The sequence below is a fragment of the Streptomyces sp. NBC_01450 genome (assembly GCF_036227505.1).
GTDB lineage: Bacteria > Actinomycetota > Actinomycetes > Streptomycetales > Streptomycetaceae > Streptomyces.
In genome coordinates, this window is record NZ_CP109480.1 from 8,929,456 (window position 1) to 8,956,091 (window position 26,636).

The following is a 26,636-nucleotide window of genomic DNA, read 5'->3' on the forward strand; positions in this document are numbered from 1 at the left end:
ATGGCCGCCTCCGTGGCCGCCTCCGTGGCCGCCGAACAGAAGTCGGCCGAAGTGACCGACTGGGCCGCCCGGATCGGCTGGCTCGTGGGCCTCGTCCTGTTCGTCGCCCTCGTCTACTGGCTGATGCGCGAGGGCTGGAAGTGGCGCGGCACCCTTCAGGGTGACCTGCCCGAGCTGCCCACCGTGCCGGAAGACCCCGGCCCGGCGAAACTGAGCATGAGCGGCCGCTACCACGGCTCCACCACCGCCGGGCAGTGGCTGGACCGCATCGTGGCGCACGGCCTGGGCACCCGCAGCCGGGTCGAGCTCACGCTGACCGACGCGGGTCTCGACGTCGTACGCCCCGGGGCCACCGACTTCTTCATCCCGGCCGAGGCACTGCGCGAGGCACTGCTCGGCAAGGGCATCGCCGGGAAGGTCCTCAGCGAGGGCGGTCTGCTCGTCGTCACCTGGGAGCACGGCGACAAGCTGATCGACTCCGGGTTCCGCTCCGACCACGCGGCCGAGCACACCGAGTGGGTCGACGCACTGAACAACATGATCAACAAGAGCACCAAGACGGAAGGCGCACGATGACGACCTCCATCCAGGGAGCCGCCTCGCAGAGGCACAAGGCAGCTCCCGCCGTACTCGTCCTGGAGGACGGCCGGACCTTCCGCGGCCGCGCCTACGGGGCCGTGGGGGTGACCTTCGGCGAGGCCGTGTTCTCCACCGGGATGACCGGCTACCAGGAGACCCTCACCGACCCGTCGTACCACCGCCAGGTCGTCGTCATGACCGCCCCGCACGTCGGCAACACCGGCGTCAACGACGAGGACCCCGAGTCGAAGCGGATCTGGGTCTCCGGTTACGTCGTACGCGACCCCGCGCGCGTGCCCTCCAACTGGCGCGCCCGGCGCTCGCTGGACGAGGAACTGCGCAGCCAGGGTGTCGTCGGCATCAGCGGTATCGACACCCGTGCCCTCACCCGTCACCTGCGTGAGCGCGGCGCCATGCGCGTCGGCATCTTCTCCGGCAACGCGCTGCCCGACGAGGGCACCATGCTCGCCGAGGTGCGCCAGGCGCCCGAGATGAAGGGCGCGAACCTCGCCGCGGAGGTCGCCACCAAGGAGACGTACGTCGTCCCCGCCATCGGCGAGAAGAAGTTCACCGTCGCCGCCGTCGACCTGGGCATCAAGGGCATGACCCCGCACCGCATGGCCGAGCGCGGCATCGAGGTGCACGTGCTGCCCGCCACGGCCACGGCCGAGGACGTGTACGCCGTGAACCCCGACGGGGTCTTCTTCTCCAACGGCCCCGGTGACCCGGCCACCGCCGACGGACCGGTGTCCGTCATGCAGGAGGTCCTCGCCCGCAAGACGCCGCTCTTCGGCATCTGCTTCGGCAACCAGATCCTCGGCCGCGCCCTCGGCTTCGGCACCTACAAGCTGAAGTACGGCCACCGCGGCATCAACCAGCCGGTGCAGGACCGTACGACCGGCAAGGTCGAGGTCACCGCGCACAACCACGGCTTCGCCGTCGACGCGCCGCTCGACAAGGTCTCCGAGACCCCCTACGGCCGCGCCGAGGTCTCCCACGTCTGCCTGAACGACCAGGTCGTCGAGGGACTCCACCTCCTCGACCAGCCGGCCTTCAGCGTGCAGTACCACCCCGAAGCGGCAGCGGGCCCGCACGACGCCGCCTACCTGTTCGACCGCTTCGTATCCCTGATGGAGGGCCAGCGTGCCTAAGCGCACCGATATCCAGTCCGTCCTGGTCATCGGCTCCGGCCCGATCGTCATCGGCCAGGCCGCCGAGTTCGACTACTCCGGCACCCAGGCGTGCCGCATCCTGCGCGCCGAGGGCCTGAGGGTCATCCTCGTCAACTCCAACCCGGCGACGATCATGACCGACCCGGAGATCGCCGACGCCACGTACGTCGAGCCGATCACCCCCGAGTTCGTCGAGAAGATCATCGCCAAGGAGCGCCCGGACGTCCTGCTGCCGACGCTCGGCGGCCAGACGGCCCTCAACACCGCGATCTCCATGCACGAGCAGGGTGTGCTGGCGAAGTACGGCGTCGAGCTCATCGGCGCCAACGTCGAGGCGATCAACAAGGGCGAGGACCGCGACCTCTTCAAGGGCGTCGTCGAGGCCGTGCGCGAGAAGATCGGCCACGGCGAGTCCGCCCGGTCCGTCATCTGCCACTCCATGGACGACGTGCTCGCGGGCGTCGAGACGCTCGGCGGCTACCCCGTCGTCGTCCGCCCCTCCTTCACCATGGGCGGCGCCGGCTCCGGCTTCGCGCACGACGAGGAGGAGCTGCGCCGCATCGCCGGCCAGGGCCTCACGCTCTCCCCGACCACCGAGGTGCTCCTGGAGGAGTCCATCCTCGGCTGGAAGGAGTACGAGCTGGAGCTGATGCGCGACAAGAACGACAACGTCGTGGTCGTCTGCTCCATCGAGAACTTCGACCCGATGGGCGTCCACACCGGCGACTCCATCACCGTCGCGCCGGCGATGACGCTGACCGACCGCGAGTACCAGCGGCTGCGCGACATCGGCATCGCGATCATCCGCGAGGTCGGCGTCGACACCGGCGGCTGCAACATCCAGTTCGCGGTGAACCCCGACGACGGCCGCATCATCGTCATCGAGATGAACCCGCGCGTCTCGCGGTCCTCGGCGCTCGCCTCCAAGGCGACCGGCTTCCCGATCGCCAAGATCGCCGCGAAGCTCGCCGTCGGCTACACGCTCGACGAGATCCCGAACGACATCACGGAGAAGACCCCGGCCTCCTTCGAGCCGACGCTCGACTACGTGGTCGTGAAGGCCCCGCGCTTCGCCTTCGAGAAGTTCCCGTCCGCCGACTCCACCCTGACGACCACCATGAAGTCGGTCGGCGAGGCCATGGCGATCGGCCGCAACTTCACCGAGGCGCTGCAAAAGGCGCTGCGGTCGCTGGAGAAGAAGGGCAGCCAGTTCACCTTCGTGGGTGAGCCCGGTGACAAGAAGCTTCTCCTCGAGGAGGCCGTCCGGCCCACCGACGGGCGCATCAACTCCGTCATGCAGGCCATCCGCGCGGGTGCCACGCCCGAGGAGGTCTTCGAGGCGACGAAGATCGACCCGTGGTTCGTCGACCAGCTCTTCCTGATCAAGGAGATCGCGGACGAGCTGGCCGCCGCCGACAAGCTCGACCCCGAGCTGCTCGCCGAGGCCAAGCGGCACGGCTTCTCCGACGTCCAGATCGCCGAGATCCGCGGGCTGCGCGAGGACGTGGTGCGCGAGGTGCGGCACGCGCTGGGCGTGCGCCCGGTGTACAAGACGGTCGACACCTGCGCCGCCGAGTTCGCGGCGAAGACCCCGTACTTCTACTCCTCCTACGACGAGGAGACGGAGGTCGCGCCGCGCGAGAAGCCCGCGGTGATCATCCTGGGCTCCGGCCCGAACCGCATCGGCCAGGGCATCGAGTTCGACTACTCCTGTGTCCACGCCTCCTTCGCGCTCAGCGACGCGGGCTACGAGACCGTGATGGTCAACTGCAACCCCGAGACCGTCTCCACGGACTACGACACCTCCGACCGCCTGTACTTCGAGCCGCTGACGCTCGAGGACGTGCTGGAGATCGTCCACGCGGAGTCGCTGGCCGGCCCGATCGCCGGTGTCGTGGTCCAGCTCGGCGGCCAGACCCCGCTGGGCCTGGCGCAGGCGCTGAAGGACAACGGCGTGCCGGTCGTCGGCACGTCCCCCGAGGCGATCCACGCCGCCGAGGACCGCGGCGCCTTCGGACGCGTCCTCGCGGAGGCCGGCCTCCCGGCCCCCAAGCACGGCACCGCCACCACCTTCGCCGAGGCCAAGGCCATCGCGGACGAGATCGGCTACCCGGTCCTCGTACGGCCGTCGTACGTCCTCGGCGGGCGCGGCATGGAGATCGTGTACGACGAGACGCGGCTGTCCTCCTACATCGCCGAGTCGACCGAGATCAGCCCCTCCCGGCCCGTCCTGGTCGACCGTTTCCTCGACGACGCGATCGAGATCGACGTGGACGCGCTGTACGACGGTGAGGAGCTGTACCTCGGCGGTGTCATGGAGCACATCGAGGAGGCCGGCATCCACTCCGGCGACTCGGCGTGCGCGCTGCCGCCGATCACGCTGGGCGGCTTCGACATCAAGCGCCTGCGGACCTCGACGGAGGCCATCGCCAAGGGTGTCGGGGTGCGCGGCCTGATCAACATCCAGTTCGCGATGGCGGGCGACATCCTGTACGTCCTCGAAGCCAACCCGCGAGCCTCGCGCACCGTGCCCTTCACCTCCAAGGCGACCGCGGTCCCGCTGGCGAAGGCCGCCGCCCGTATTTCGCTGGGCGCGACCGTCGCGGAGCTGCGGGCGGAGGGGCTGCTCCCCGCACATGGTGACGGCGGTGAGCTGCCGTTCGACGCGCCGATCTCCGTCAAGGAGGCCGTCATGCCGTGGTCGCGCTTCCGCGACATCCACGGGCGCGGTGTCGACACCGTCCTCGGCCCGGAGATGCGCTCCACCGGTGAGGTCATGGGCATCGACTCCGTGTTCGGCACGGCGTACGCCAAGTCCCAGGCGGGGGCGTACGGCCCGCTGCCGACCAAGGGCCGCGCCTTCATCTCGGTCGCCAACCGCGACAAGCGCTCGATGATCTTCCCGGCGCGCGAGCTGGTCGCCCACGGCTTCGAGCTGCTGGCCACCTCCGGTACGGCCGAGGTGCTCAAGCGCAACGGCATCAACGCGACGGTCGTGCGCAAGCAGTCGGAGGGCACCGGCCCGAACGGCGAGCGGACCATCGTCCAGCTCATCCACGACGGCGAGGTCGACCTGATCGTCAACACGCCGTACGGCACCGGTGGCCGCCTCGACGGCTACGAGATCCGTACGGCCGCGGTGGCACGCTCCGTGCCGTGCCTCACGACCGTCCAGGCGCTCGCCGCCGCCGTCCAGGGAATCGACGCGCTCAACCACGGCGACGTGGGCGTCCGCTCACTCCAGGAACACGCCGAACATCTGACCGCGGCCCGCGACTAGCAGCCCTGAGGGGGACACCGGAAACGGTGTCCCCCTCTTCATGAGGCTCCGAAGCCTCGTGAGGCTTCGGAGGACACCGAGAGCTGCAAGAGGACACTGAGACATGTACAAGCTTTTCTTCCGGCTGGTCTTCAAGCGGATGGACCCCGAGCAGGCCCATCACCTCGCCTTCCGCTGGATCCGGCTCGCCGTCCGCATTCCCGTGCTGCGTACGTTCATCGCCGCCGCGCTCGCGCCCCGCCACAAGGAGCTGCGGACCGAGGCGTTCGGGCTGCGGATGCACGGTCCCTTCGGGCTCGCGGCGGGCTTCGACAAGAACGCCGTCGCGATCGACGGGATGTCGATGCTCGGCTTCGACCACATCGAGATCGGCACGGTCACCGGGGAGCCGCAGCCGGGCAACCCCAAGAAGCGGCTGTTCCGCCTTGTGCCGGACCGGGCGCTGATCAACCGCATGGGGTTCAACAACGAGGGCTCCGCGGCCGTCAGCGAGCGTCTGGGGGCCCGTACGCCCGTCTTCAGGACCGTCGTGGGCGTCAACATCGGCAAGACCAAGGTCGTCCCGGAGGAGGAGGCCGTCGGCGACTACGTGAAGTCGACCGAGCGGCTCGCCCGGCACGCGGACTACCTCGTCGTGAACGTGAGCTCGCCGAACACGCCGGGCCTGCGCAACCTTCAGGCCACCGAGGCACTGCGGCCGCTGCTGAGCGCCGTCCGCGAGGCCGCCGACCGCGCGGTCACCGACCGGCGTGTGCCGCTGCTCGTCAAGATCGCGCCCGACCTCGCCGACGAGGACGTCGACGCGGTCGCCGACCTCGCCGTCGAACTCGGCCTGGACGGGATCATCGCCACGAACACCACCATCGCGCGCGAGGGACTCGGTCTGAAGTCCGAACCCCTGCTCGTCGAGGAGACCGGCGGGCTCTCGGGCGCGCCGCTGAAGGCGCGCTCCCTGGAGGTGCTGCGTCGCCTCTACGCGCGCGTGGGCGACCGGATCACCCTGGTGGGCGTCGGCGGCATCGAGAACGCCGAGGACGCCTGGCAGCGCATCTTGGCCGGCGCCACGCTGGTCCAGGGGTACAGCGCGTTCATCTACGAGGGTCCCTTCTGGGGCCGAGCGATCCACAAGGGGCTCGCCGCCCGCCTCCGTACCAGCCCGTACGCCACCCTCGCCGACGCGGTCGGCGCCGACGTGAGGAAGTCCGCATGAGCCTGGAACCCTTCGGCACACGTCTTCGCCGCGCGATGGACGAGCGCGGCCCGCTGTGTGTGGGCATCGACCCGCACGCGTCGCTGCTCACCGACTGGGGCCTGAACGACGACATCGTGGGCCTGGAGCGGTTCAGCCGCACCGTCGTCGAGGCGTTGGCCGAGCGGGTCGCGGTCCTCAAGCCGCAGAGCGCGTTCTTCGAACGGTTCGGCTCGCGCGGCATCGCCGTCCTGGAGAAGTCGGTCGAGGAGGCGCGGGCGGCCGGGGCGCTGGTCGTGATGGACGCCAAGCGCGGCGACATCGGCTCGACCATGGCCGCGTACGCGGAGACCTTCCTGCGCAAGGACGCGCCGCTCTTCTCGGACGCGCTGACCGTGTCGCCCTACCTGGGCTACGGCTCGCTGAAGCCGGCGGTGGAGCTGGCGCGCGAGAGCGGCGCCGGGCTCTTCGTCCTCGCGCTCACCTCCAACCCGGAGGGCGGCGAGGTGCAGCACGCGGTCCGCGGGGACGGTCGCAACGTCGGCGCGACCATGCTGGCCCACCTCGCCGCCGAGAACGCGGGAGAGACGCCCCTGGGTTCCTTCGGCGCGGTCGTCGGCGCCACGCTGGGCGACCTCTCCTCCTACGACCTGGACATCAACGGACCGCTCCTGGCGCCCGGCATCGGCGCCCAGGGAGCCACCGCGGCCGATCTGGCGGGCGTCTTCGGGGCGGCGGTGCGCAATGTCGTGCCGAACGTGAGCCGGGGTGTTCTTCGTCACGGTCCCGACGTGATCGCGCTGCGGGGGTCCGCGGAGCGGTTCGCGGAGGAGATCAGGGCCGCCGTGGGCGCCGCCTGAGCTCTTCAAGGGGCGGTCGACAGTCCTCCGATGAGTGGCTCCGGAGCGGTTCGAGTCTGAATACATCCTCAAATCCGGGGCAGTATGTCGTAAATGTCCGCCTCCAGGGAGGCTGACCAGGACTTTTCCTCTGTTCTCGCTGACTCCGGCGCACTTGCCCGCTAGTCTCCGTCGAGAGCGAATGGGCAAGCGTGTTGCTCGTAGCTCACCAGGTGTGGGGCGACTAGGTTCCTCACCGGTCCGTATCCGACAGTTCGACATCCGAGGTGACGTAGGCGTGGCTCTTCCGCCCCTTACCCCTGAACAGCGCGCAGCCGCGCTCGAAAAGGCCGCCGCGGCTCGCCGGGAGCGGGCCGAGGTCAAGAATCGACTCAAGCACTCCGGCGCCTCGCTTCACGAGGTCATCAAGCAGGGTCAGGAGAACGACGTCATCGGCAAGATGAAGGTCTCCGCTCTCCTGGAGTCCCTGCCGGGCGTGGGCAAGGTCCGCGCCAAGCAGATCATGGAGCGACTCGGTATCTCCGAGAGCCGCCGCGTGCGCGGCCTCGGCTCGAACCAGATCGCTTCTCTGGAGCGTGAGTTCGGCGGCTCCGGCGCCTGAGTCCTGGGCATACCGGGATTGCTGGAATAATCGCTGCATGGCTGCAACATTCCGGGGGACGACCCCCGAGCCCCCGGACGTACGTCCGCGGCTGACCGTGCTCTCCGGCCCCTCTGGGGTCGGCAAGAGCACGGTCGTCGCTCATATGCGCAAGGAACACCCCGAGGTCTGGCTCTCGGTGTCGGCGACGACCCGCAAGCCGCGCCCCGGTGAGAAGCACGGAGTCCACTACTTCTTCGTCTCCGACGAGGAGATGGACAAGCTGATCGCCAACGGCGAGCTGCTGGAGTGGGCCGAATTCGCCGGCAACCGCTACGGGACGCCGCGTGCCGCCGTCCTGGAGCACCTGGAGTCGGGTGTGCCCGTCCTCCTGGAGATCGACCTCCAGGGTGCGCGGCAGGTCCGTGAGTCCATGCCGGAGGCCCTGCTCGTGTTCCTGGCTCCGCCCTCCTGGGACGAGCTGGTGCGCAGGCTCACCGGACGGGGCACCGAACCGCCCGAGGTGATCGAGCGCCGCCTGGAGGCGGCCAAGATCGAACTCGCGGCCGAGCCGGAGTTCGATGTCACTCTGGTCAACACCTCCGTCGAGGACGTGGCGCGTGAGCTGCTAACGTTGATGGAAGTTGTTTGATCTTTCAGGTCATTTTCCACCTTTCGGAAGGCAGAGCGTGTCCTCTTCCATCACTGCTCCCGAGGGCATCATCAACCCTCCGATCGACGAGCTCCTCGAGGCCACCGACTCGAAGTACAGCCTCGTGATCTACGCGGCCAAGCGTGCCCGTCAGATCAACGCGTACTACTCGCAGCTCGGCGAGGGCCTCCTCGAGTACGTCGGTCCGCTCGTCGACACCCACGTCCACGAGAAGCCGCTGTCGATCGCCCTGCGCGAGATCAACGCGGGTCTGCTGACGTCCGAGGCCGTAGAGGGCCCCGCGCAGTAGTCGTTCAATCGCTCATCCCAGGCCCGGCGGCGCGACCGCCGGGCCTGTGGTGTGTCATGGAGTCGTACGTTTCCGAGCTCGGGGAGAGACGGTGGACAAGCCCAAGGTCGTGCTGGGGGTCAGCGGTGGCATCGCCGCGTACAAGGCCTGTGAGCTGCTGCGCAGGCTGACGGAGTCGGGTCACGACGTGCGCGTCGTCCCCACCGGGTCCGCGCTGCACTTCGTCGGCGCCGCCACCTGGTCCGCGCTCTCCGGCCACCCCGTCTCCACCGAGGTCTGGTCGGACGTCCACGAGGTCCCGCACGTCCGCATCGGACAGCACGCGGACCTGGTGGTGGTGGCCCCCGCGACGGCCGACATGCTCGCCAAGGCCGCCCACGGCCTGGCGGACGACCTCCTCACCAACACCCTGCTCACCGCCCGCTGCCCGGTCGTCTTCGCGCCCGCCATGCACACCGAGATGTGGGAGCATCCGGCCACCCAGGAGAACGTGGCGACGCTGCGCCGGCGCGGCGCGGTCGTCATCGAGCCCGCTGTGGGGCGTCTGACCGGCGTCGACACCGGCAAGGGACGGCTGCCCGACCCGGCGGAGATCTTCGAGGTCTGCCGCCGGGTGCTCGCCCGCGGCGTGACCGAGCCCGATCTCGCCGGCCGCCACGTCGTCGTCAGCGCCGGAGGCACCCGCGAACCGCTCGACCCCGTCCGTTTCCTCGGCAACCGCTCCTCCGGCAAGCAGGGCTACGCCCTGGCGCGCACGGCGGCCGCGCGGGGCGCCCGGGTCACGCTGATCGCCGCGAACACCGGGCTGCCGGACCCGGCGGGCGTGGACGTGGTGCGGGTCGGGACGGCCGTGCAGCTGCGCGAGGCGGTCCTCAAGGCGGCCTCGGACGCCGACGCGGTGGTGATGGCGGCGGCGGTGGCGGACTTCCGCCCGGTCTCGTACGCGGCCGGAAAAATCAAGAAGAAGGACGACCAGGAACCGGAGCCGATCGTTCTGGTCCGCAACCCGGACATCCTCGCGGAGATCTCGGCGGACCGTCCCCGCCCGGGCCAGGTGGTCGTCGGTTTCGCCGCCGAGACGGACGACGTCCTCGCCAACGGTCGTACGAAGCTGGCGCGCAAGGGGTGCGACCTTCTCGTCGTGAACGAGGTGGGGGAGCGCAAGACCTTCGGCGCCGAGGAGAACGAGGCCGTGGTGCTGGGGGCCGACGGCAGTGAGACCCCGGTGCCGTACGGACCCAAGGAGGCTCTGGCCGAGATGGTGTGGGACCTGGTGGGACCCCGCCTGGTGTGAAGGTCTCATTAACCCCGCCCGCCGCGTCCATCAGCGTGAAATCGCCCGTGGCGACCCTGGTGGAGAACGATCGTCATGGCGCAGAATGCCCGTGCCGCAGGTCACAGGGCTTCCGAGAAGCGAGACAGGGGGGCCTGTGGGCGAGTGCGACCGATAAACTGTTCTCGGACGACGCCGAGCGCAGCTCTCGTCCCGTCCACCAATGATCAGCCAGCAGCCGCTGCAACCACAGGGAGCGTTGTGTCCCGTCGCCTGTTCACCTCGGAGTCCGTGACCGAGGGTCACCCCGACAAGATCGCTGACCAGATCAGCGACACCATTCTCGATGCGCTTCTGCGCGAGGACCCGACGTCCCGGGTCGCCGTGGAGACGCTGATCACGACCGGCCTGGTGCACGTGGCCGGCGAGGTCACGACCAAGGCGTACGCGCCGATCGCCCAGCTGGTCCGCGACAAGATCCTGGAGATCGGTTACGACTCGTCGAAGAAGGGCTTCGACGGAGCTTCCTGTGGTGTCTCGGTGTCGATCGGCTCGCAGTCGCCCGACATCGCGCAGGGTGTCGACACGGCGTACGAGAGCCGGGTCGAGGGCGACGAGGACGAGCTCGACAAGCAGGGCGCAGGCGACCAGGGTCTGATGTTCGGGTACGCGACGGACGAGACCCCGGAGCTGATGCCGCTCCCGATCCACCTCGCGCACCGCCTGTCGCGCCGCCTCTCCGAGGTCCGCAAGAACGGGACGATCCCCTACCTCCGTCCCGACGGCAAGACCCAGGTCACCATCGAGTACGACGGCGACAAGGCGGTCCGCCTGGACACGGTCGTCGTCTCCTCGCAGCACGCGTCGGACATCGACCTCGAGTCCCTCCTCGCCCCCGACATCCGCGAGTTCGTGGTCGAGCCGGAGCTCAAGGCCCTCCTCGACGACGGCATCAAGCTGGAGACCGAGGGCTACCGCCTCCTGGTGAACCCGACCGGCCGCTTCGAGATCGGCGGCCCGATGGGCGACGCCGGCCTCACCGGCCGCAAGATCATCATCGACACGTACGGCGGCATGGCCCGCCACGGTGGCGGCGCCTTCTCCGGCAAGGACCCGTCCAAGGTCGACCGCTCCGCCGCCTACGCCATGCGCTGGGTCGCGAAGAACGTCGTCGCCGCGGGCCTCGCGTCCCGCTGTGAGGTCCAGGTCGCCTACGCCATCGGCAAGGCCGAGCCCGTCGGCCTCTTCGTCGAGACCTTCGGCACCGCCAAGGTCGACGCCGAGAAGATCGAGACCGCCATCGCCGAGGTCTTCGACCTCCGCCCGGCGGCCATCATCCGCGACCTCGACCTGCTGCGCCCGATCTACTCGCAGACGGCGGCCTACGGCCACTTCGGCCGTGCGCTGCCCGACTTCACGTGGGAGCGCACGGACCGTGTGGAGGCCCTGCGCAAGGCTGTCGGTCTGTAAGGGAACGCTTGTGCGGTGAGGCCCGGTACCCCTTCGGGGATGCCGGGCCTCACCGTTTCCCTCGCCCTCGCGGCATCCGCGAGAGGCCGGTCGTACCGGGTGAGTAAATCGCTGGTGCGGGTGGGGTCGGGGTTCGTAGGCTCGGGGTCTCCCGGTGCGATGGCCGCGGTTACTTCGGTGGAGTGCGCCCAGGGCGCGCGGTGATTCTGGATCATGGTCCGCTGCCGCTTGGAACTCGGGAGAACTGACGTCGTGGCGTCCGGTGCGATGGTCGCGGGTACTTCCGGGTGACTCCCTCGCAGGTTCGAATCCTGCTGCCGGTCCGTGGACCGGTATGGCCGAGTGGTCCATGGCAGAAGCGCCCTCTGGGCGTTCGTGATCCGTGGCCGGCCTGATCTCGGACGCGCGGCGGTGTCAGTGAGGTCTGGTAGGAATGTTGCTGTGAGCAGCGCGAACGGGTGGGGTGAGGGTGGCGCGGAGGGTGCGCCGCCCGAGCAGCTTGCGTTGATCCGGGAAGGCGTCCGGCAGGCCAGGGCGCCCAAGGCGAAGCCGCGGACTTGGCGGGGGGCGAAGCTCGCCAAGGAACTGCCTGTCGCGCGGGTCCTCGTCGACAAGGGCGTGCTGCACCTTGACCGGTATTTCGACTACGCCGTGCCCGAGGAGCTGGACGCCGAGGCGCAGCCGGGCGTGCGGGTTCGGGTGCGGTTCGGGGCCGGGCGGCATCGGGTGCGGGAGGGCCGCCGTGAGGGCGGAGGGTTGATCGACGGGTTCCTCGTCGAGCGGCTCGCCGAGTCCGACTACGCCGGGCCGCTCGCCGCGCTCGCCCAGGTCGTGTCGCCCGAGCCCGTGCTCGGGCCCGAGCTGCTGGGACTCGCGCGCGCCGTCGCCGATCGGTACGCGGGGAGCCTCGCGGACGTGCTGCAGCTCGCCGTCCCGCCGCGCAACGCGCGAGCCGAGCAGAAGCCCTCACCCGCGCCGCTCGCTCCGCCCGGCGTGCCCGACACGGCCTCCTGGACCCGTTACGGGCGGGGGGCGTCCTTTCTCGAGTCGCTCGCCGCGGGCGGGGCACCGCGGGCCGTGTGGAACGCGTTGCCGGGGCCCGGCTGGGCCGAGGAGATCGCCAGAGCCGTGGGCGCGACGCTCGCCTCGGGGCGTGGCGCGCTCGTCGTCGTGCCGGACGGCCGGGCCGTCGCTCGGGTCGACGCCGCGCTGTCCTTTGTGCTGGGCGAGGGGCGGCACGCGGTGCTCACGGCCGAGGCCGGGCCCGAGAAGCGGTACCGGGAGTGGCTGGCCGTGCGGCGTGGGTCCGTACGGGCCGTCGTGGGGACCCGGGCCGCCATGTTCGCGCCGGTACAGGACCTGGGCCTTGTCGTCATCTGGGACGACGGCGACGACAGCCACAGCGAGCAGCACGCGCCGCAGCCGCATGCGCGGGAAGTGCTGCTGCTGCGGGCCGCCCATGACAAGTGCGCCTTTCTGCTGGGGAGTTGGGGCTGCACCGTCGAGGCCGCGCAGCTGGTCGAGAGCGGGTGGGCGCTGCCGCTGGTCGCCGAGCGGGAACAGGTGCGGGCGAGCGCGCCGCTCGTGCGGACCGTCGGGGACGGGGATCTCGCACGGGACGAGGCGGCGCGGGCCGCCCGCCTGCCGAGCCTCGCCTGGCAGGTGGTGAGGGACGGACTGCGGCAAGGGCCCGTACTGGTGCAGGTGCCGCGGCGTGGGTACGTACCGCGGATGGCCTGTGCGCAGTGCCGGGCTCCGGCTCGCTGCCGGCACTGCGCGGGGCCGTTGGAGGCGCGGGACGCCGGGGCGCTGCTGTGTACGTGGTGCGGACGCGACGAGGCGGCCTGGCACTGTCCCGAGTGCGGTGGTTTCCGGCTGCGGGCCCAGGTCGTGGGCGCGCGGCGGACCGCGGAGGAGCTGGGGCGGGCGTTTCCGGCCGTGCCCGTGCGGACGTCGGGGCGCGAGCAGGTGCTCGACACGGTGCCGGGAGCGCCCGCGCTCGTCGTGAGCACGCCGGGGGCCGAGCCCGTCGCGGAGGGCGGGTACGCGGCCGCGTTGCTGCTCGACGGCTGGGCGATGGTGTCGCGGCCCGATCTGCGGGCCGGCGAGGACGCGCTGCGACGGTGGATCGGTGCGGCGGCGCTGGTGCGCGGGCAGGGGGCGGGGGGCACGGTCGTGGTCGTCGCGGAGCCGACCCTGCGGCCCGTGCAGGCGCTCGTACGGTGGGATCCCGTCGGACACGCGGTGCGGGAGCTCGCCGAGCGGGCCGAGCTGGGCTTTCCGCCGGTGTCCCGGATGGCGGCCGTGTCCGGTACGGCGGAGGCGCTCGCCGGGTTTCTCGCCGTGGTGGAGCTTCCGGGCGACGCGGAGGTGCTCGGGCCGGTGCCGCTGCCCGTCACGCATGCGGGGGGACCGCGCCGGGTGGGGGCGCCGCCGCCGGGGGAGCGGTGGGAGCGGGCGCTGGTCCGGGTGCCGCCGGGGAGCGGGGCGGCGTTGGCGGCCGCGCTGAAGGCCGCGCAGGCGGCACGGATGGCACGGGGCGGGAGTGAGCCCGTACGGATTCGGATCGATCCGCCGGACATCGGCTGACGACTGTCATCAGGGGGACGAGTTCGCATCCCCACCTGGGTTGCCCCTGCCCGGGACCTGGGTTGCCCCGACCTGGGCCGCCTCCCGGCTTGGACGATACCGGGAGGCAGGCGAGAGGTGGGGTCAGCCGTTGCGGGGGCCCGGGAACGCCGTGGGCCTGACCTCGTCGCGCAGGGTGGGGCTGCCCGAGGTCGGCTGGGTCGGCATGGAGCGGGCGGCGGGGACCGTCGGCACCGTGGGGATGCCCGTGTTGACGGAGACCGTGCGGGTGCCCGAGGTCTCCGTGGAGCGCTCGGCCTCGGCCGCGGCCTGGGCGGCGGCGCGGCGGGCGCCGTAGCGGCGGTGCACCGCCTGCTTGGTGACCCCGAGGGCGGAGCCCACCGCGTCCCAGGAGAAGCCCAGGGAGCGGTCGAAGTCCACGGCGGCCGTGACCAGGGTCTCGACGCTGTCGCGCAACTCCTGGGCGAGGCGGACGGTCGGGGCGGGGGCGCGTCCGTAGACGACGAAGCCCGCGGAGGGGCCGGAGCGGCGCGGACGGTAGACGTTGCCCAGCTGGGCGGTGAGCGTGCGCAGTGCGTCCACCTGCCGGCGGACCCGCTCGATGTCCCGCACCAGCAAGTGCAGGCTGGCCCGAGCCTGGGCGTCGTGGGTTGCGTGGTCGGCCATGAACAAGCCTCTCGAACCGGCGTTGAAAAGGATCGGGCCGCGATCGCGGCCCGTTGTGGTCAACTCTCTCTTGACCAACGCGTTTGCGGGTGAGTGGTCACGCTGCGGGGGCGTAAGGGCATATGCACAGGGCGCGTCCGGGGGCGTACGCCCCCGTCGCGCCGTTGTCTCGCCTCGGCCTTCGGTGTGTGTGCGGGTGTTCGACCCGCCGCCCGTCAAACCCCCGAGCCGCCGCGCCGCATAGACTGGTGCGCTGCCCCGTACCCCGTCCGCACCGGCGGGTGTGCAGGGTCCTGAAGCGTTCCCGCCCGAGAGGCCAGCCGCCACCCATGAAGCTCGTCTTCGCAGGTACCCCCGAGGTCGCCGTTCCCGCACTGGACGCCTTGATCGCCTCCGGGCGGCACGAGGTGGCCGCCGTGGTCACACGGCCCGACGCCCCGGCCGGCCGGGGACGGCGGCTCGTCGCGAGTCCGGTCGCCGAGCGGGCGGAGGAGGCCGGCATCGAGGTGCTGAAGCCGGTGAAGCCCCGGGACGAGGACTTTCTGGCCCGGCTGAGGGAGATCGGGCCCGACGCGTGCCCCGTGGTGGCGTACGGGGCGCTGCTGCCGCGGGTCGCCCTCGACGTGCCCGCCCACGGGTGGGTCAATCTGCACTTCTCCCTGCTGCCCGCCTGGCGCGGCGCCGCCCCCGTGCAGCACGCGATCATGGCGGGGGACGAGATCACCGGTGCCTCCACCTTCCTCATCGAGGAAGGCCTCGACTCGGGGCCCGTGTACGGGACGGTCACCGAGGAGATCCGGCGCACCGACACCAGCGGGGACCTGCTCACCCGGCTCGCGTTCGCCGGCGCCGGGCTGCTCGTCGCGACCATGGACGGTATCGAGGACGGCACCCTGAAGGCCGTGCCGCAGCCTGCCGACGGCGTCAGCCTGGCGCCGAAGATCAGCGTCGAGAACGCCCATGTCGACTGGTCCGCACCCGCGCTGCGCGTCGACCGGATGGTGCGCGGGTGCACGCCCGCGCCCGGCGCCTGGACCGTCTTCCGTGGCGAGCGGCTCAAGCTCATCCACGCGACACCCGTGCCCGAGCGCGCCGACCTCGCCCCGGGCGAGCTGTCCGTGGCCAAGAACAACGTGTACGCCGGGACCGGCTCGTACGCCGTGGAGCTGCTCTGGGTCCAGGCCCAGGGCAAGAAGCCGATGCGCGCCGCCGACTGGGCGCGCGGGGTGCGCATCGCCTCAGGGGAGCGGCTCGGAGGCTGACACCCGGTCGTACGGCGATGGCCCGCACGTCCCCCGGAGGGCGCGGGCCATCGGTCTCCCGGCGGGTGGAACTCCCGCCCCACCGTGCGCGGTAGTCGTGAGGTCGTACAACTCCCTTGGCAGTACGGGAAGTCGAGGCACCGTCCCGATGTGATCCTCAGGGACATCCGGATGCCCGGTGTGAACGGCGTCGAGGCCACCGAACGCATCCTCGCTCAGGCCCCCGACCGGGCACCGCGCATCCTGATCCTGGCCGACCTGGAGATCGCCCACACGGTCGCCAGGTCGGCGATGTCCGTCCGGAAGTAGGCTTGAGGGGTCGAACCATCCAGGATCCGGAGCACCTTTTTCGTGAGTGAGCAGTCCCGCGGGCCGCGCAAGCCCGGCAAGCCCTACCGTCGCCCCCAGAAGGACCCCGTCCGCATGCTCGCCTTCGAGGCGCTGCGGGCCGTGGACGAGCGCGACGCGTACGCGAACCTCGTCCTGCCGCCGCTGCTGCGCAAGGCGCGCGAGAAGGAGGGACCGGAAAAGTTCGACGGGCGGGACGCGGCGCTGGCGACCGAGCTGGTGTACGGGACGCTGCGCCGGCAGGGGACGTACGACGCCGTCATCGCGGCCTGTGTCGACCGGCCGCTGCGAGAGGTCGACCCGCCCGTGCTCGACGTGCTCAGCCTCGGCGTGCACCAGCTTCTCGGAACGCGCATCCCGACGCACGCCGCCGTGTCCGCCTCCGTCGAACTCGCCCGCGTCGTGCTCGGCGACGGACGCGCCAAGTTCGTCAACGCCGTGCTGCGCAAGGTCGCTCGGCAGGATCTCGACGCCTGGCTGGAGCAGGTCGCGCCGCCCTACGACGACGACCCCGAGGACCACCTCGCCGTCGTGCACTCGCACCCGCGCTGGGTCGTCTCGGCGCTGTGGGACTCGCTGGGCGGCGGCCGGGCCGGGATCGAGGACCTGCTCGAGGCCGACAACGAGCGGCCCGAGGTGACACTCGTGGCGCGGCCGGGGCGTTCCACCGCCGAGGAACTCCTCGACGCCCTCGGGGAGGAGTCCACGCTGCCGGGACGCTGGTCGCCGTACGCCGTGCGGCTCATCGAGGGCGGCGAGCCGGGTGCCATCGACGCCGTACGGGAGGGGCGTGCGGGCGTCCAGGACGAGGGCAGCCAGCTGGTGGCGCTCGCCCTTGCCAACGCGCCGCTCGAGGGGCCCGACAAGACATGGCTGGACGGCTGCGCGGGCCCCGGCGGCAAGGCGGCCATGCTCGCCGGACTGGCCGCCGAGCGCGGTGCCGTGCTGCTCGCCTCGGAGAAACAGCCGCACCGGGCGGGCCTGGTGGCGAAGGCACTCGCGGGCAATCCCGGCCCCTACCAGGTCATCGCCGCCGACGGCACCCGTCCGCCGTGGCTGCCCGGCACCTTCGACCGGGTGCTCATGGACGTGCCCTGCACGGGTCTCGGCGCCCTGCGTCGCCGTCCCGAGGCCCGCTGGCGGCGGCGCCCCGAGGATCTGGACGGCTTCGGGCCCCTCCAGCGGGGGCTGCTGCGCACGGCGCTCGACTCCGTACGGGTCGGCGGTGTCGTCGGCTACGCGACCTGCTCGCCGCACCTCGCCGAGACCCGCGCGGTCGTGGACGACGTCCTGAAGCGCTACGACACGGGCTCCGCCGAACTCCTCGACGCCCGCCCGCTCCTGCCCGGCGTACCGGTGCTGGGCGACGGCCCGGACGTACAGCTGTGGCCGCATCTGCACGGCACGGACGCCATGTATCTGGCGCTGATCCGCCGGACGGCGTGATCCGTCCCAGCGCCGAGAACAGCCCGAAGGCGTACCCTTTCTCGTATTCGGAGAAAGGCCGAGCGGATTAGGGCGAGGAATGGCAACCCCCCTCCGAACGTGATAAGCGAGCCATCGCCGAATCCTCCGAGTTCACCATTCTCGTATTTGAGGGCGTGAATGATGGAAGCGCGTGTGGATCCCGATCGTTCCGAGTGGGACGTCATCGTCCTGGGCGGCGCCGCGGCCGGCGAGAACGCGGCTCAGTACGCCACGCAGTTCTCCGGTCTGGACGCGGTGCTGGTCGAGGCGGAGTTACTGGGTGGCGAGTGCTCGTACTGGGCCTGCATGCCCAGCAAGGCCCTGTTGCGCCCCGTCGAGGTGCTGGGCGGCGGACGGCATGTGCCGGGTGTGTCCTCGCTGTTGAGCGGGCGCGAGTTGGACGTGCGGGCGGTACTGGCCCGCCGGGACACCGTCGTGAACGGCCTCGACGACTCCTCGCAGATCCGCTGGGCGCTCGGCGTCGGCATCGATGTCGTGCGCGGGTACGGGCGGCTCACCGGGGAGCGCTCGGTGGCGGTGGAGACGGCGGCCGGCGGCAGCCGTGCGCTGACCGCGCGGCACGCGGTGGTGATCGACACGGGTTCGCGCACCACCGTGCCGGCGATCCCCGGCATGAGCGAGGCGCACCCGTGGACGTCCCGCGACGTCACCAATCTGCGCGAGGTGCCCCGCCGGGTCGTCGTGCTGGGTGGTGGGGTGGTCGCGTGCGAGGCGGCGACCTGGCTGAGGGCGCTGGGCGTCGAGGAGTTGAGCGTCGTGTACCGGCGCGCAGGCCTGCTGGCCCGGTCGGAACCCTTCGCCGGGCGCATGGTGGGTGACCAGTTGACGGCCGCGGGGGTGCGGCTGCTTCCCGGCAGGTCGATCACCGAGGTGCGACGCGAGGATCCCCGTGACACGGGAGTCGGGCTGCCGCACGGCGGCGAGGTCACCGTCCGGCTGGACGACGGGAGCACGCTCGTCGCCGACGAACTGGTGCTCGCCACCGGCCGTACGCCGAACACCGAGGACATCGGACTGCCGACGGTGGGATGCCCCGACGGCGGCTTTCTGGCGGTCGACGACGAGCAGGGCGTGCGGGCGGTGGACGGGCATTGGCTCTATGCCGTCGGTGATGTCTGCGGACGTGCGCTGTTGACCCACATGGGCAAGTACCAGGCGCGGGTGGCCGGTGAGGTGATCGCCGCCCGTGCCACGGGAGGTCCGGCGGTCGGCGCGTGGAGCGGTCCGCCGGGCTCCGCCGACGGACACCGGGGCAACCCGCAGGTGACCTTCACCGACCCGGAGGTCGGATCGGCCGGCGTGACCGAGCGGGAGGCACGCGCGGCGGGACTGGACGTGGCGACGGTCGAGTACGACATGGCCGCCCTGGCCGGCACGTATGTGATGCGCGAGGACTACCTCGGGCGCGCCAAACTGGTCATCGATCGCGATACCGACACGGTGGTGGGCGCCACGTTCGTCGGCTCGGGCGTTGCCGAACTCGTCCACTCGGCCACGACGGCCATTGTCGCCAGAGTGCCGCTTCCCGTGCTGTGGCATGTCGTGCCGAGCTACCCCACCGCGAGTGAGGTGTGGCTCCGCCTGTTGGAGACGTACCGCGCGCAGAAGCAGCGTGTCGGGTAGCGTGAAATACCCGTCATGCATTTCAGCCGATCAGGGATCTCGCACGTAACTCGATCGAAAGAAATACGCCATGCCTTTCATTTCCACGAAGGACGACACGGAAATCTATTACAAGGACTGGGGTAGGGGGCAGCCGGTCGTCTTCAGTCATGGCTGGCCGCTGAACGCCGACGCCTGGGACCCCCAGATCCGGATGATGGCCGAAAACGGCTTCCGCGCGATCGCACACGACCGTCGCGGCCACGGCCGCTCGGGTCAGCCGTGGGACGGGAACGACCTGGACACGTACGCCGACGACCTGGCGCGGTTGATCGAGGCGCTCGATCTGCGTGACGTGATCCTGGTCGGCCACTCCACCGGTGGCGGCGAGGTGACGCGCTATATCGGCCGCCACGGCACCGGACGGGTCGCCAAGGCGGTGCTCCTCGGCGCGATCCCCCCGCTGATGCTCAAGACGGAAGCGAACCCCGAGGGGCTGCCGTTGGAGGTCTTCGACGAGATCCGCAAGGGCGTCGAGACCGACCGCTCGCAGTTCTACAAGGACCTCAGCGCGCCCTTCTACGGGGCCAACCGGCCCGGCTCGCAGGTGTCCCAGGGCACGCGGGACGCGTTCTGGCTCTGGTCCCTGCAGGTGGGGATCAAGGGCTCGTACGACTGCGTCAAGGCGTTCTCCGAGACCGACCTCACCGAGGACCTGAAGCGGTTCGACGTCCCCACCCTGATCGCTCACGGCGACGACGACCAGATCGTGCCCATCGTCGCGGCCGCGGAGAAGTCCTCGAAAATCGTCAAAGGCGCCACGCTGAAGGTCTACCCGGGTGCCCCGCACGGCCTGTCGATGGTCGCCCCGTTCAAGGACGTCTTCGACGCCGACCTGCTGGCCTTCGCCCGCGGCTGACCAATCCGGTGGCGCCCGGACCGTGTGGCGGGCCGCCCGGCAACGGCGGGTTCGTGTCACTCCGAGCGGGGCATCCGATGACTCCCTGACACGCGGCGTGTGCGGGGAGTGCCGGGTGAGCGGGGGCGCTTTCCGTCCGGCATGTCTCAGGTATGGCCCAGGGGCCGGACCAAGGAGAGCAACCGGCCCGGGGCATGGCAGGCTTGGGGCATGGCCGTGCAGATCAACCCCAGCATTCTGTCCGCGGACTTCGCCCGTCTTGCCGAGGAGGCACAGGCGGTGGAAGGCGCGGACTGGCTCCATGTCGACGTCATGGACAACCATTTCGTACCGAACCTCACACTCGGTGTGCCGGTCGTAGAGTCCCTGGCCCGTGCGACGGACACGCCGCTGGACTGCCATCTGATGATCGCGGACCCCGATCGGTGGGCGCCCCAGTACGTCGAAGCGGGTGCCGGTTCCGTCACCTTCCACGCCGAGGCGGCCGCCGCGCCGGTGCGGCTCGCCCGCGAGATCCGGGCCAAGGGTGCCCGCGCCTCCATGGCGCTCAAGCCCGCGACCCCCATCGAGCCGTACGAGGATCTGCTCCCCGAGCTCGACATGCTGCTGATCATGACGGTCGAGCCCGGTTTCGGCGGCCAGGCGTTCCTGGACATCATGCTGCCGAAGATCCGCCGCACTCGTGAGCTGATCAGCAAGCACGGCCTCGAGCTCTGGCTTCAGGTCGACGGCGGCGTGTCGGCGTCCACCATCGAGCGGTGCGCGGACGCGGGCGCGGACGTCTTCGTCGCCGGATCTGCCGTGTACGGGGCCGCTGACCCGGCCCAGGCGGTACGTGCATTGCGCACTCAGGCTCAGGGCGCGACGGCCCATGCGGCGTGGGCGTGCGACCACTGAACCAAGGGAACGTGAACGCCGCCCATCAGGGCTGATCAAGTACGCCGGATCTGCGAGGATGAACGGCGAATCCAGAGTGTGAACAGCAGTGAGGAGAGCGCCGTGTCGGGTATGTCGGCGGGCCGGTCAGCCATGCGGATGGGACCCGCTGAGCTGGTGCAGGCGGCGGCCATGGCCCGCCGCTTCTACCTCGAGGGCAAATCCAAGATCCAGATCGCCGAGGAGTTCGGCGTCAGCCGCTTCAAGGTGGCCCGGGTCCTGGAAACCGCTCTCGAACGGGATCTCGTACGGATCGAGATCCGAGTGCCCGCCGAGCTGGACGCGGAGCGCTCCGACGCGCTGCGCGCCCGCTACGGCCTGCGGCACGCCGTCGTGGTCGAGTCACCGGCCGAGGCCGAGGAGTCGCCCGACCCCGAGAACCTCGGCGAGGTCGCCGCCGACCTGCTCGGTGAGCTGGTCAACGAGGGCGATGTGCTGGGCCTGGCCTGGGGCCGCTCCACCATCCACATGGCGGCGGCGCTCGACCGGCTCCCGCCGTGCACGGTGGTGCAGCTGACGGGCGTGTACGACGCCGGGACCGCGGAGCGCGGATCCGTGGAGGCGGTACGGCGCGCCGCACAGGTGTCGGGCGGCGACGCCCACCCCATCTACGCGCCGATGCTGCTGCCCGACGCGGCCACCGCGGCGGCGCTGCGCAGCCAGACCGGGATCGCCCGCGCCTTCGAGTACTTCGACAAGGTCACGGTCGCCTGCGTGTCGATCGGCTCCTGGGAGCCCGGCATCTCGACGGTGCACGACATGCTCAGCGACGAGGAGCGCGGCCACTACGCGTCCCTCGGAGTCGCCGCCGAGATGTCCGCGCACCTCTTCGACGCCGAGGGACGCCGGGTCGGCCGTGACCTGGGCGAGCGGTGCATCACCGTCGAGGCCGACCGGCTGCGGCGTATCCCCGAGGTCGTGGCGATCGCGGGCGGACAGCGCAAGGCCGCCGCCATCGACGCGGTGCTGCGGTCCGGGCTCGTCACCAGCCTGGTGACGGACACGTCCGCCGCGGACTACCTGATGACGGCGGGGCCGGCCCCCCGCCCGGCCCTGAACCGGGCGGACCCGGACGGGCCGTGACGCGCCTGGAATGACACGGACGGCGGCCCCTGTGGGGCCCGCGGGCAGACGGACGTGGCCGTCGGGGCGGACACCCCGGGTCCGCCGGGGCCGACATCGGTGACCTTCGGGGCACGTCGGCGGTGTCTCTCGCGGGCGGGTGCCCCTGTCCGGGAGGGCAGGCCGGTGGGTGGTGACCCATTGGGGGGCGCTTCGGGGTATCGGCGCGCCGGGCGGAGGGGGGCGTGGCAGCATCGGCGGCATGGTGGTGCGGTGGGTGCCCCGGGCTCTCCTGGGGCTGTTTCTGTGTTTCGGCGTGCTGCTGACGGGCTGCTCGTCGACGGAATCGGCCGGTACCGGTCCCGGTGTGGTGACGACAGCTCCGTCGGCGGCGCGATCGGCGGTTCCGGTTCCCCCCTGGGCCGGCGGGATGAAGACGGTCGACGCGGCCCGGCTTCCCGCCGAGGCCCGCGAGACGCTCGCCCTCATCGACAAGGGCGGCCCCTTCCCGTACGCCAGGGACGGCATCGTCTTCGGGAACTTCGAGGGCCTGCTGCCGAAGCACCAGCGCGGCTACTACCACGAGTACACGGTCAAAACCCCCGGCGCGCACGATCGGGGAGCCCGGCGCATTGTCACCGGGCAGGGCGGTGAGATCTACTACACCGGTGATCACTACAAGTCGTTCAGGGCGGTGCTGAGATGACGGATGGCCCGTTGGCGGAGGTGTTCCGGGCGGCGCGCGCGGTCGGATGGCAGGTCAGCGTGCTCGACCTCAGCGGAGTCTCGGACAAGGCGGGATTCATGGAGCGCTGCGTCCGCGCCCTCGACCTGCCCGAATGGTTCGGCCGGAACTGGGACGCCCTCGCGGACTGCCTGGGCGACCCCGACTGGGGGCCCGCCAGCCCGGGCCGCCTCATCCTGGTGAGCGGCTGGCGGCGCTACGCCAAGGTCCGCCCCGACGAGTGGGAGATCGCCCAGGAGGTGCTGGAGTCGGCCGCCGGGCACTACCAGGAGCACGACGCCACGCTGTCGGTCGTCCTCTCTCTTGGAGGATCCGACCAACTGCCCCCTGACCAGCCTGGATGATCTGTGCGGGCATCGCATTCAGGTCGCCATGGGAGAATGAAGTACGTGCTCTTCCCCCTGGCTGACCTGTCCGGGGGCCACCTCTGATCGACTGGGATGTGCAGCACGTGCGTTTCCTCAACGACATCCAGCCCCCGTACGACCTGACGTACGACGACGTCTTCATGGTCCCCAGCCGCTCAGCGGTCGGCTCCCGGCAGGGCGTGGACCTCACCGCCCCGGACGGCACGGGCACCACGATCCCCCTCGTCGTCGCCAACATGACCGCGATCGCGGGCCGCCGGATGGCCGAGACCGTCGCCCGCCGCGGCGGCCTCGTGGTCATCCCGCAGGACATTCCGATCGAGGTCGTCACCGAGGTCGTCACCTGGGTCAAGGGACGCCACCTGGTGCTGGACACCCCCATCGTCCTGGCCCCCCACCAGACCGTCGCCGACGCGCTGGCGCTGCTCCCCAAGCGCGCCCACAACGCGGGCGTCGTCGTCGACGAGGACGGCCGCCCGATCGGCGTGGTCACCGACGCCGACCTCACCGGCGTGGACCGGTTCACGCAGCTGGTCGAGGTCATGTCCCGGGACCTGCTGCTCCTCGACGCCGACATCGAGCCGCGCGAGGCCTTCAACACGCTGGACGGCGCCAACCGCCGCTACGCCCCCGCCGTGGACGCCGAGGGCAAGCTCGCCGGCATCCTCACCCGCAAGGGCGCCCTGCGCGCCACGCTCTACACCCCGGCCACCGACACCGACGGCAAGCTGCGCATCGCGGCCGCCGTCGGCATCAACGGCGATGTCGCGGGCAAGGCCAAGCAGCTCCTCGACGCGGGCGTCGACACGCTCGTCATCGACACCGCGCACGGCCACCAGGAGTCGATGATCAGCGCGATCAGGACCGTGCGCGCGCTCGACCCGCAGGTCCCGATCGTCGCGGGCAACATCGTCGCCGCCGAGGGCGTCAAGGACCTCATCGACGCGGGCGCGGACATCATCAAGGTCGGCGTCGGCCCCGGCGCCATGTGTACGACACGGATGATGACCGGTGTGGGACGGCCGCAGTTCTCCGCCGTCCTGGAGTGCGCCGCCGAGGCGAAGAAGTACGGCAAGCACGTGTGGGCCGACGGCGGTGTCCGTCACCCGCGTGATGTCGCCATGGCGCTGGCCGCGGGTGCGTCCAACGTCATGGTCGGATCCTGGTTCGCGGGGACGTACGAGTCCCCGGGCGACCTTCAGCAGGACGCCGACGGGCGCCTGTACAAGGAGTCGTTCGGCATGGCGTCCGCGCGCGCGGTCCGCAACCGTACGAGCGAGGAGTCGGCGTACGACCGCGCCCGCAAGGCCCTCTTCGAGGAGGGCATCTCCACCTCGCGGATGTTCCTCGACCCGGGCCGCCCGGGCGTCGAGGACCTGATCGACTCGATCATCGCGGGCGTCCGCTCGTCCTGCACCTACGCGGGCGCGAACTCCCTCGAGGAGTTCGCCGAGAACGCGGTCGTCGGCATCCAGAGCGCGGCCGGCTACGCGGAGGGCAAGCCCCTTCACGCCAGCTGGAGCTGACCGGTTCCACCGTCGTACGGCCCCCGTGGTGCGTCCGCGGGGGCCGTCGGCGTACCCGCGTGCGCAACCATCGAAAGGCCCCGCGCAACGAACACGCGCCGAGGTGCGATGAACGCAACGATCTTGCGGAGATGCGCAAGGCTGCCGCATTACGCCCGTGAAGCCCGGACTCATAGGGTCAAGCGCTGTACATGGCGTGGCGGGGACCCCGCTCGGTGGGTCCCCGCTGCCAGGGGTGCCGCCGGTCCCCGCCGTATCGACCGGCAGCGACGAAGGAGTCACCGCGTGCTCGATCACGGCGCACCCCCGCAGTCCCGCACGAAATCCGCCGCACCGTCCCCGGGTGTCGGCGCGCGCCTCATGCGCCGCAAGCCCGTGGAACGCCTGGTCGCCGAGGGCGGCCAGGGTGAGGGAGGCTCGCTCAGGCGCTCCCTCGGGCTCTGGCAGCTCACCATGATCAGCATCGGCGCCACCCTCGGCACCGGCATCTTCGTGGTCCTCGGCGAGGCCGTCCCCAAGGCCGGACCCGCGGTCACCCTCTCCTTCGTGATCGCCGGCCTCACGGCGCTCTTCTCGGCCCTCTCGTACGCCGAGCTGGCCGGCACCATCCCGGTCGCCGGCTCCTCGTACTCGTATGCGTACGCAACGATGGGCGAGCTGATCGCCTGGATCTGCGGCTGGTGCCTGGTCCTGGAGTACGGCGTGTCGGTGGCCGCCGTCGCGGTCGGCTGGGGCGAGTACCTCAACGAGCTGCTCGACGGCACGATCGGCGTCACCATCCCGAACGCGCTCTCCGCACCGCCCGGCGACGGCGGCATCTTCAACCTGCCCGCCCTGATCGTCGTACTGCTGGCCATGGCCTTCCTGCTCGGCGGTGCCAAGGAGTCCGCACGCGCCAACACGATCATGGTGGCCGTGAAGATCGTCGCGCTGCTGCTGTTCTGCGCGATCGGCATCCAGGGCTTCAGGTCCGGCAACTACGAGCACTTCATGCCGCTCGGCATGGCGGGCGTCAGCGCAGCCGGCGCCACGCTGTTCTTCTCGTACATCGGCTTCGACGCCGCCTCCACCGCCGGTGAGGAGGCCAAGGACCCGCAGCGCGACCTGCCGCGGGCGATCATGCTCTCGCTGGTCATCGTGACGGCGCTGTACGTCGTCGTCGCGGCCGTCGCCGTCGGCGCCAAGCCCTGGCGGAAGTTCAACGACTCGGAGGCCGCGCTCGCCGAGATCATGAAGAACGTCACCGGGCAGACCTTCTGGGGCACGCTGCTCGCCGCCGGTGCCGTCATCGCCATCGCCAGCGTCGTCCTGACCGTGCTCTACGGCCAGACCCGCATCCTCTTCGCCATGTCCCGGGACGGGCTCGTGCCCAAGGTGTTCTCGCGCGTCCACCCGAAGACCGGCGCGCCCCGCGCCAACACCGTGATCGTCTCGCTGTTCTGCGGTGTCCTCGCCGCCGCGATCCCGCTCGGCCAGCTCGCCGACGCCACCAGCATCGGCACCCTCTTCGCCTTCGCGCTGGTCAACGTGGCCGTCGTGGTGCTGCGCCGGACGCGCCCGGACATGCGGCGCACCTTCCGGGTGCCGCTGTCGCCGGTGCTGCCCGCGATCGGCTTCGCCCTGTGCGTGTGGATGATGGGCAGTCTTTCGGCCGTCACCTGGGTGGTCTTCGGAGTCTGGATGGCCGCCGGGCTCGTGTTCTACTTCAGTTACGGCTACCGCCGCTCCCGTCTCGCGCCATCAGAAAAGTGAAACACCCG

At 70.9% G+C, this 26,636-nt stretch carries 22 protein-coding genes and 1 pseudogene; 22 read left to right on the plus strand and 1 reads right to left on the minus strand.

Going from position 1 to position 26,636, the window contains the following annotated elements; genetic code table 11:
* From OG568_RS39755 to OG568_RS39805, 11 genes are all read left to right on the plus strand, one after another.
* Positions 1–576, plus strand: coding sequence for a PH-like domain-containing protein (locus OG568_RS39755; protein ID WP_329536580.1), 576 nt, complete (start codon positions 1–3; stop codon positions 574–576).
* The gene (gene carA / locus OG568_RS39760; protein ID WP_329370404.1) at positions 573–1,730 is read left to right on the plus strand and encodes a glutamine-hydrolyzing carbamoyl-phosphate synthase small subunit; all 1,158 of its coding nucleotides are present in this window, start codon (positions 573–575) and stop codon (positions 1,728–1,730) included. Before OG568_RS39755 ends, carA begins: the two co-directional genes overlap by 4 nt.
* Positions 1,723–5,031 (plus strand): carbamoyl-phosphate synthase large subunit, encoded by a 3,309-nt coding sequence (carB, locus tag OG568_RS39765; RefSeq protein WP_329535006.1) that lies wholly within the window; start codon positions 1,723–1,725, stop codon positions 5,029–5,031. The genes carA and carB overlap by 8 nt, the downstream gene beginning before the upstream one ends.
* A gap of 103 nt (positions 5,032–5,134) precedes the next feature.
* On the plus strand, positions 5,135–6,241 hold the full coding sequence (locus tag OG568_RS39770) for a quinone-dependent dihydroorotate dehydrogenase (RefSeq protein WP_329535007.1): 1,107 nt from the start codon (positions 5,135–5,137) through the stop codon (positions 6,239–6,241).
* Positions 6,238–7,080 carry an orotidine-5'-phosphate decarboxylase gene (gene pyrF, locus OG568_RS39775; protein WP_266416380.1) on the plus strand — a complete coding sequence of 281 codons (843 nt, stop codon included), beginning with the start codon at positions 6,238–6,240 and terminating at the stop codon, positions 7,078–7,080. The genes OG568_RS39770 and pyrF overlap by 4 nt, the downstream gene beginning before the upstream one ends.
* 277 nt (positions 7,081–7,357) lie before the next feature.
* On the plus strand, positions 7,358–7,681 hold the full coding sequence (locus tag OG568_RS39780; RefSeq protein WP_016638838.1) for an integration host factor: 324 nt from the start codon (positions 7,358–7,360) through the stop codon (positions 7,679–7,681).
* Positions 7,682–7,718: 37 nt separating this feature from the next.
* On the plus strand, positions 7,719–8,312 hold the full coding sequence (gene gmk / locus OG568_RS39785; RefSeq protein WP_329535008.1) for a guanylate kinase: 594 nt from the start codon (positions 7,719–7,721) through the stop codon (positions 8,310–8,312).
* 37 nt (positions 8,313–8,349) lie between these two features.
* Positions 8,350–8,622 (plus strand): DNA-directed RNA polymerase subunit omega, encoded by a 273-nt coding sequence (gene rpoZ, locus OG568_RS39790; RefSeq protein WP_003982715.1) that lies wholly within the window; start codon positions 8,350–8,352, stop codon positions 8,620–8,622.
* Between the two features lie 91 nt (positions 8,623–8,713).
* Complete coding sequence (gene coaBC / locus OG568_RS39795) at positions 8,714–9,916, plus strand: bifunctional phosphopantothenoylcysteine decarboxylase/phosphopantothenate--cysteine ligase CoaBC (protein WP_266416403.1); 1,203 nt, start codon at positions 8,714–8,716, stop codon at positions 9,914–9,916.
* A 240-nt stretch (positions 9,917–10,156) separates the two neighbouring features.
* A complete protein-coding gene (metK, locus tag OG568_RS39800) occupies positions 10,157–11,365 on the plus strand; it encodes a methionine adenosyltransferase (RefSeq protein WP_329535009.1) in 1,209 nt (402 codons plus the stop codon).
* 441 nt (positions 11,366–11,806) lie between these two features.
* Positions 11,807–13,954, plus strand: a complete 2,148-nt coding sequence (locus OG568_RS39805) for a primosomal protein N' (RefSeq protein WP_329535010.1) — start codon at positions 11,807–11,809, stop codon at positions 13,952–13,954.
* Positions 13,955–14,077: 123 nt separating this feature from the next.
* Here the strand turns inward: OG568_RS39805 and OG568_RS39810 are convergent, their stop codons facing one another.
* Positions 14,078–14,620, minus strand: a complete 543-nt coding sequence (locus tag OG568_RS39810; RefSeq protein WP_266416409.1) for a hypothetical protein — start codon at positions 14,618–14,620, stop codon at positions 14,078–14,080.
* Between the two features lie 329 nt (positions 14,621–14,949).
* Here OG568_RS39810 and fmt point away from each other — a divergent pair, with 329 nt between their 5' ends.
* The 11 genes and pseudogenes from fmt (at position 14,950) to OG568_RS39865 (ending at position 26,628) form a co-directional block, all read left to right on the plus strand.
* Positions 14,950–15,882: a methionyl-tRNA formyltransferase gene (fmt, locus tag OG568_RS39815; protein ID WP_329535011.1), complete on the plus strand. Its 933-nt coding sequence runs from the start codon at positions 14,950–14,952 to the stop codon at positions 15,880–15,882.
* A 132-nt stretch (positions 15,883–16,014) separates the two neighbouring features.
* Positions 16,015–16,149: pseudogene (locus OG568_RS39820) on the plus strand (response regulator); the annotation flags it as partial.
* A gap of 84 nt (positions 16,150–16,233) precedes the next feature.
* A complete protein-coding gene (locus OG568_RS39825; protein WP_329535012.1) occupies positions 16,234–17,676 on the plus strand; it encodes an RsmB/NOP family class I SAM-dependent RNA methyltransferase in 1,443 nt (480 codons plus the stop codon).
* Positions 17,677–17,850: 174 nt separating this feature from the next.
* Positions 17,851–19,341 (plus strand): dihydrolipoyl dehydrogenase family protein, encoded by a 1,491-nt coding sequence (locus OG568_RS39830; protein WP_329535013.1) that lies wholly within the window; start codon positions 17,851–17,853, stop codon positions 19,339–19,341.
* 70 nt (positions 19,342–19,411) lie between these two features.
* A complete protein-coding gene (locus OG568_RS39835; protein ID WP_329535014.1) occupies positions 19,412–20,239 on the plus strand; it encodes an alpha/beta fold hydrolase in 828 nt (275 codons plus the stop codon).
* Positions 20,240–20,449: 210 nt separating this feature from the next.
* Positions 20,450–21,136 carry a ribulose-phosphate 3-epimerase gene (gene rpe, locus OG568_RS39840; RefSeq protein WP_266581063.1) on the plus strand — a complete coding sequence of 229 codons (687 nt, stop codon included), beginning with the start codon at positions 20,450–20,452 and terminating at the stop codon, positions 21,134–21,136.
* A 78-nt stretch (positions 21,137–21,214) separates the two neighbouring features.
* Positions 21,215–22,258: a sugar-binding transcriptional regulator gene (locus OG568_RS39845; RefSeq protein ID WP_266581061.1), complete on the plus strand. Its 1,044-nt coding sequence runs from the start codon at positions 21,215–21,217 to the stop codon at positions 22,256–22,258.
* Positions 22,259–22,499: 241 nt separating this feature from the next.
* Positions 22,500–22,943, plus strand: a complete 444-nt coding sequence (locus OG568_RS39850) for a ribonuclease domain-containing protein (RefSeq protein ID WP_329535015.1) — start codon at positions 22,500–22,502, stop codon at positions 22,941–22,943.
* Entirely contained in the window at positions 22,940–23,326 is a 387-nt protein-coding gene (locus OG568_RS39855) for a barstar family protein (protein WP_266623101.1), read from the plus strand. The genes OG568_RS39850 and OG568_RS39855 overlap by 4 nt, the downstream gene beginning before the upstream one ends.
* Positions 23,327–23,433: 107 nt before the next feature.
* Entirely contained in the window at positions 23,434–24,876 is a 1,443-nt protein-coding gene (locus tag OG568_RS39860; protein ID WP_329536581.1) for a GuaB1 family IMP dehydrogenase-related protein, read from the plus strand.
* Between the two features lie 285 nt (positions 24,877–25,161).
* Positions 25,162–26,628: an amino acid permease gene (locus tag OG568_RS39865; protein ID WP_266581055.1), complete on the plus strand. Its 1,467-nt coding sequence runs from the start codon at positions 25,162–25,164 to the stop codon at positions 26,626–26,628.
* The last annotated feature ends 8 nt before the right edge of the window (positions 26,629–26,636 follow it).